At 57.4% G+C, this 6,724-nt stretch carries 7 protein-coding genes; 6 read left to right on the forward strand and 1 reads right to left on the reverse strand.

Annotation, left to right across the window (positions count from 1 at the left end; translation table 11 throughout):
* The 5 genes from ACFFAR_RS20555 to ACFFAR_RS20575 form a co-directional block, all read left to right on the forward strand.
* The coding region (locus ACFFAR_RS20555) for a sigma 54-interacting transcriptional regulator (RefSeq protein WP_174365233.1) at positions 1-749 on the forward strand (749 nt) is incomplete at its 5' end.
* A 130-nt stretch (positions 750-879) separates the two neighbouring features.
* A complete protein-coding gene (locus ACFFAR_RS20560; protein ID WP_174365234.1) occupies positions 880-2,118 on the forward strand; it encodes a Fic family protein in 1,239 nt (412 codons plus the stop codon).
* 88 nt (positions 2,119-2,206) lie between these two features.
* The gene (locus ACFFAR_RS20565; RefSeq protein ID WP_062003756.1) at positions 2,207-2,473 is read left to right on the forward strand and encodes a hypothetical protein; all 267 of its coding nucleotides are present in this window, start codon (positions 2,207-2,209) and stop codon (positions 2,471-2,473) included.
* 524 nt (positions 2,474-2,997) lie between these two features.
* Positions 2,998-3,195: a hypothetical protein gene (locus tag ACFFAR_RS20570; RefSeq protein ID WP_062003755.1), complete on the forward strand. Its 198-nt coding sequence runs from the start codon at positions 2,998-3,000 to the stop codon at positions 3,193-3,195.
* Positions 3,196-3,304: 109 nt separating this feature from the next.
* Positions 3,305-4,528, forward strand: a complete 1,224-nt coding sequence (locus ACFFAR_RS20575) for a serine hydrolase (protein WP_174365049.1) — start codon at positions 3,305-3,307, stop codon at positions 4,526-4,528.
* 3 nt (positions 4,529-4,531) lie between these two features.
* Here the strand turns inward: ACFFAR_RS20575 and ACFFAR_RS20580 are convergent, their stop codons facing one another.
* Positions 4,532-5,098, reverse strand: a complete 567-nt coding sequence (locus ACFFAR_RS20580; RefSeq protein ID WP_174365048.1) for a lipocalin family protein — start codon at positions 5,096-5,098, stop codon at positions 4,532-4,534.
* 633 nt (positions 5,099-5,731) lie between these two features.
* Here ACFFAR_RS20580 and ACFFAR_RS20585 point away from each other — a divergent pair.
* On the forward strand, positions 5,732-6,688 hold the full coding sequence (locus ACFFAR_RS20585; RefSeq protein WP_174365047.1) for an AEC family transporter: 957 nt from the start codon (positions 5,732-5,734) through the stop codon (positions 6,686-6,688).
* Positions 6,689-6,724: the final 36 nt, after the last annotated feature.

The raw sequence follows: 6,724 nt of genomic DNA on the forward strand, positions 1-6,724 counted from the left end.
CGGCGGCGGGCGCTTATACGGGTGCGGATCGCAAGGGGCGGGTGGGCAAATTCGAACTCGCCGACGGCGGCACGTTGTTCCTCGATGAAATCGGCGATATGCCGCTCGCGCTGCAGGGCAAATTGTTGCGCGTGTTGCAGGAAAAGGAGTTCGAGCCGCTCGGATCGAACCGCATTGTGCGGGCGGACGTGCGGATCATCGCCGCGACGTCGGCGGATTTGCCGGCGCTTGTGTCGAGCGGACGGTTTCGGGCGGATCTGTTTTATCGGCTGAACGTGCTGGCGATCCATGCGCCGCCGTTGCGCCAGCGTATAGGGGATATCGAGGCGCTGGTGTACGCCATGCTCGAAGAGCTCTCCGCCGATGCCCGCCCGCGTCACGCCGGCCAGTTCGTTCTCCACGACGACGCGCTGCGCCTCTTGTGCGCGTATTCGTGGCCTGGGAACGTGCGTGAATTGCGCAATGCGCTGGAACGGGCGGTGATGTTGTCGGACAGCGAGCATATCGATGCCCGCGCGCTGGGGTCGTTCATGGGTGCGGAAAGTATCGCGCCGGAGCTGGAACCGCCAAGGGCATCGGCCGAAGACGGGGTCGTGCCATATGCAGAAGCCATGGCGTCGTTTGAAAAGCAGTTTCTCTCCGATGCGCTGCATGCCAGTGGCGGACGGGTAGCCGAAGCGGCGCAGCGAATCGGCATTGGGCGGGCAACGATGTACAAGAAAATCGTGGCGCTGGGGATCGCGGTCTGACGAACCGATTTCTCGCCGAAGGATTCGCCACCAGATTCGCCATGAAGTCGATATCTATTTGGAATATAATGGTTTTTTATGGTTTCTTAGTGTCCATAAGATTCGCCATTAAATCCGCCAGATAACAATCATGACGCTCGCTGAATCGAAATATCCGTACTACGCGGTCCATCAGATGCATCCAATGCTGCCTTCCGAGCTGAAGATGGATACATTGCGTCCACTGGCGGCGGATGTTATCGGTCAGGCGAAGGATCTCGCGGCGCATGGCATGCCTCATTTGCGCGATCTGTTGCGCGAAGCGCTGCGTCCCATGAATTCCTACTATACGAACAAGATCGAAGGGCAGCATACCGAACCGCTGCTGATCGAGCGCGCGCTGCAGGAGGATTTTTCGGCCAAGCCGGGAGAGGCGCTTAAGCAGCGCATAGCGGTGGCGCATATCGGCACGGAGCGCTGGGGCGAAGAGACCTTTCCCGCGTTCGATTCCACAGCGTTTTTCGAGAGCTCGGTCGTCCAGGCGATTCATCGGCATTTGCATGACCAGTTGTCGGAGCAGGACTTGCTCCAGACGGGCGATGACGGCAAAGAGGAAAAGATCACGCCGGGCGTCTGGCGGGACCGAGGCGTCAAGGTCGGCGCGCATATCCCGCCGGATCCGGCCACTGTGCCGCGGTTCATGGAAGAGTGGACACGCGGATATCGCTACGCGCGGGCTGGCGAAACGGCTGTCATTGCACTAACGGCGGCGCATCACCGGCTTGCATGGATTCACCCGTTTCTGGATGGCAACGGGCGCACGGCGCGGTTGCATACGCATATCGGGCTGTCTGCGCTTGGGCTGACGCAAGGGCTCTGGTCTCCCATGCGCGGCTTTGCGCGCGAACAAGCGGATTACTACAAGCATCTGATTGCAGCCGATCAGCGCCGCAAAGGCGATCTTGACGGCAGGGGCGTCCTGAGCGAAAGCGGTCTGGTGGAGTTCATAGACTTTTGCATGAGCGTCTATCTGGATCAGATCAGGTTCATGGACAGCATGCTGCAGATGCAGGCGTTCGAAGCAAGGCTCGCCCAAATGCTGGCCGCCGAATCGACCAAGGCCGACACCCGTTTTCTGCGCGTCGAGGCTGCGCAACCGCTTGCGTACCTGGGTACGGTCGGATCTCTCGACAGGACGCGGTTCAAGGGAATGACGGGGCTTGCAAGCCGAACCGCGGACCGCGCGTTGGCCGATCTCTTCAAGCTGGGCATCGTCAGTTCGAAGACGCCGAAAGGACCGGTCGAGCTTGCGTTGCCGCTCAAGTTGTTTCGCTACCTTTTTCCCCGCCTGTGGCCCGAAGCCGAGGTCGATACGGCGCGTCAGGTGTGAGCTTCAAACGCTCGCCTGGAAGGCGCCCCGAAACCGCCGCGTGGCATACTCGCGTTATCATAAAAACAGCGATAAAAAGGGGTATCGGATGAAGCTTTCCTGGGTATTTGCCGTGCGTTCTCTGGCGCTCGTGCCGCTTCTCGCGGCTGTTTCTGCATTGTCCGCATGCAGCAGTGCGCCGCCGCTGTTTTCATCCGACGGCCGCCCGACCTCGATGATCAATTGCCCCTCGAACGGCGGCTGGAGTAACTGTCAGGAAAACGCGCGTGCCATGTGTGCAGGCAGTTACGACGTGCTGGATCAAAGCAGCGAGAACGGCCAGAACGGATTACTTATCGCCTGCCGCGCGAAGTAAACGTGGGTGCGCAGCCCTGGCTTCGCCCACGCCAAATGAATCAAGGCTGAACCGTGATCCGCGCAAACTGATATTCCAACAAAAAACGCCAATAGGGCGACTTGGTTTAAACCGCGCAAACGATTCAACAGGAATTTTTTGATCGCTGATGCAAATACGCAGTAATCACGAATAGTTTCACGGCGCGGAAGCTGAAAACAAATCCAAACTTTACCAGTGCCATTATTTCCGCTTTGCGCTCATTTGTTTAACGTAGTATTAAGTATTCACGAATATTTTTCCGACTCGAATACGCTCATAGTTTCATACTTACTGCATTGGCTCCGCGCAATACACGTCACTCATCAAATTGAGATATGCTGCGATCAGAGTTTGCGGCAGCGTCGTTCGGGGCAACAGCGGCGCTACAGCCCATTTGTATCAATCCGGCGTTTTGATACATGGTGTGGATCGGTTATTCGTTCCACATGAAGAGCAATCTCGTTTTAAATAAAGCAAAAATAACGTATCTAATGGAGTGGCGAATGAATCACCGGCAGATCGAGACAGATATTCTTCACCTTGAACGCATCATCGGCAGGATTTCTCCCGAAGACCGTATTCCTTTATCTTACTGGCGTAATCGAATCAACTCGGTGGCTTCCAGCGCGCTTGTGCCTGCCCAGCAAAGCCGCATGCAGAGAATCCACGAACGGCTTACGCAACTTGAGGCATCGAATTGATTATTCCGGAATCCGTTTCCGGGAGTGCCAACATCTTCCTCTTCCTAGGCGTCACCGATTTGACCATGCTTAAATACCAGCACTGAACAGCTCGTTTTGAAGGATATGAATGTCTGCTGCTGGATTCAGCGCCCCGCGCCTGGAACAAACCCGAAGTGCAATGCAGGAGTTCGTTGATCAAGACGAGGTCGCGGGCTGCGTATCCCTGATATGGCGGCGCGGCGAAATCGCTATGGTCGACGCACTCGGCTGCCGGGATCGTGAAACGCGGGAACCCATGTCGCGCGATACGCTGTTTCGCATTGCGTCGATGACGAAGCCCGTAACCAGTGTCGCCGCGCTCATGCTCGTGGAAGACAGCCTGATCGCGCTGGATGATCCCATCTCCCGCTGGCTGCCCGAACTCGCCAAACCGCAAGTTCTCCTGGATCCGAGCAGTCCACTCGATCGCACCGAACCGGCCCGCGCGCCTATCACGCTGCTCGACCTGCTCACGCATCGCGCCGGCTTTGCTTACCATTTCACCGCGTTCGGCGCGCTAGCCGACGCTTACAGCGAAGTATTCAACGGCATCGACGCGACGGTCGATTCAAGCGTGTGGCTCGAGCGTGTTGCCAGATTGCCGCTGATGTTCCAGCCGGGCACGCGGTGGCACTACGGCATTTCGACCGATGTGCTCGGTTCACTGATCGAGCGGGTCAGCGGCATGCCGCTCGATGCGTTTTTTCGCACGCGCATCTTCGGTCCGCTGGGCATGACGGATACCGGGTTTGTCGTGCCGGCGGGAAAACTTGAACGGCTCTCTGTTTCCTACGCCATTGAACCATCGACGCAAGAACACGTGGTGGAAGATCATCCCGCGACGAGCCGCTTTGCCAAGCCCGAGCGGTATCAAAGCGGTGGCGGAGGACTGATATCGACAGCTGATGACTATCTGCGTTTTGCCCGCATGCTGCTCGGCCGAGGCCGCCTTCAAGGCGATGCCACCGAGCGTGCGAACGGACCGCGATTGTTGTCGCACCGTTCTGTTGATCTGATGCGTACGAACTTCCTGACGCGCGAGCAGCGTCGCATTCCCGCGTTTGGGCAGGTCGTTTGGGCGGGGCAGGGGTTTGGTCTGGGCGTTGCGATTGTCGATGACCCCGCGCAGCAACGCACGGAAAGTTATCGGTCGAAGGGATCGTTCGGCTGGCCGGGCGCATTGGGTACGAACTGGTTCGCCGATCCAGTGGAAGACATGATCGGCATCTTGATGATCCAGCGGCGCGGCCTCGTGCCGTTTCCAATGGCTGCTGTCTTCGAGCGTCATCTCTATGACGCTATCGATGACTGACGTTCAGTGCAGCGTCTCGCGCAAGAGCGTGACGTCATAACCAAGCTTGCGCGCACGATCGATCAACGCCGTACGCATCTGCGCCGATGGCTTCGCTTCACGCGTGAGTATCCATAGATATCGCCCGCTTGGTTCACCGACGATGGACCACGTGTAGTCATCGGCGTGATCGAGCACCCAGTAATCGCCCACATAGAACGGTCCGAAGAACGAGACCTTCAGCTTCGCGTTATTCGAATCAGCGACGATCTTGGCCTTGCCTTCGACCGATTTCGGCGTGCCGTCCACACTTCCCTTGCGGCACGAGTTGATCACCGATATCAATCCGTCTTCCCGTTTTGCGTAGTTCGCGGTGACTGCTTCGCAGCCCCGTTCGAAACGGTTTTCGTAGCGTGCAAATTCATACCACTGGCCGAGGTATCGATCGAGATCGACCGCCTTCGCAGGTTCCGGCACGTCGTCGTTGCCGCTCTTGCCACTTCCTGCTGATGCACAGGCAGCCAGCACGCCCAGTCCGCCGATCACCAGCAAAGCCGCGGCGCCGATGGTGACGGATCTCTTGAATGTCATGTATGTCCTCGTTATGTTTATGCAGTGGCGTGGCATTCTCAGCAAGCTTCGTTCCGTTGATTGCCGCGCTTGATCAGGTCCCGCATAAGCTCACCTTTAGCGACCGGATTCATGGTTGAAGGGTAGCCGAGAAGCCTGTTAGCAAAGGTATCCGTGTGTATCAACTGTTTTAACAACAGGCCGCAAGCCATTGATCACGCTCGCTTTAGTGATGTGTGTTCAACATTGAGGTGCAGCGTGCGAGTGAGTCTTAATGTGTTTTCTCATCACCGCACACCAGGGTCCCGTATTGCCTCACCTCAAGATGCACGACGCCGCACGATGGCTCGTACTCTGCATTGATCGCTGTATATCGCTCATGGAGAGAAGCAAAGTAGACGGCGCGTGATGAAAGCTCTCAAGCCCTTATGGTAAAAGGCTTTCCAGCCGATACCTGAGCCATTCGATGAACTCGGCAGGCATCCCCTATCTAGTTAGCGATACTTGTAATCACCCTTAGCGTGAGTTTTTGCGGGATACCAAGCTCACCTCCACGCAGGTCCCGAAATCGCTCACCTTTGGTTTTTGGCGCTCAGCGCCAACACGCATCTACCGCTATGCTTGGCGCCCTCGTCAATCAGTTGCGCTCTGCTCATGCCGTCGTTGGTCTCGTCGCTTTTCACGCCGCTTTTCACCATCATCCTTCCTGTGTTCGGTCTCATCTTCGCCGGCTATGCATGCCGCAAGACGAATCGATTGGGACCGCATGCATCGTCGGAACTCAATCGCTTTGTCGTGTATCTCGCATTGCCCGCGCTGCTCTTCGACATCATGGCCACCACACCCTGGCGCTCACTCGATCAACCTGCGTTTATCGCTGCGTTCGGAATTGCATCGGGTGGCATCTTCGTGCTGACCTTGCTGATCAGCTTGAAACGATCAAAACATCTCGCCGATGCCAGCCTTGATGCACTCAATGCCGCCTATCCGAATGCAGGGTTTATCGGCTTGCCTTTGTGTGCGCTTGCGTTTGGTCACGCGAGCCTCGCACCCGCGGTGATCGCGTTGATCATGACGGTATGCGTGCTGTTCGCGGTGGCTATCGTATTGATTGAACTCGGGTTGCAGACCGAGAAGAACTTCGCCGCGACTATAGGCAAGGTGATCAAGTCGCTCGTGACCAACCCGTTGTTGTTCGCGCCGTTTGCCGGATGGTTATTGAGCGGCGCCGGCCTCACCATCTCGGGCGGCGCGGATACGTTTCTCAAGCTGCTGGGTGCAGCGGCAAGTCCCTGCGCGCTGGTCGCGCTTGGCTTGTTCCTTGGCGAGAAGTCGAAGGGTGGCGCTGCAGGAACGACATCGATGCTCGTCATCAGCAAGCTGATCGCGCAACCGTTGCTAACCTGGTGGCTGGCGTTTCATGTGTTCGCGTTGCCCATCTTGTGGGCGAAGACCGCCGTCATACTCAGCGCGCTGCCCACGGGCACGGGGCCGTTCATGCTGGCGGAGTTTTACAGGCGGGAAGCGTCGGTAACGTCGAGCACCATCCTGTTCTCGACACTGATATCACTCGTTACCGTGACGTTATGTCTTGCCGCCATCACGCGATGACGCACATAAAAAAGCCCGGCATATGGATGCCGGGCA

It is taken from the genome of uncultured Caballeronia sp., from assembly GCF_964243625.1.
GTDB lineage: Bacteria > Pseudomonadota > Gammaproteobacteria > Burkholderiales > Burkholderiaceae > Caballeronia.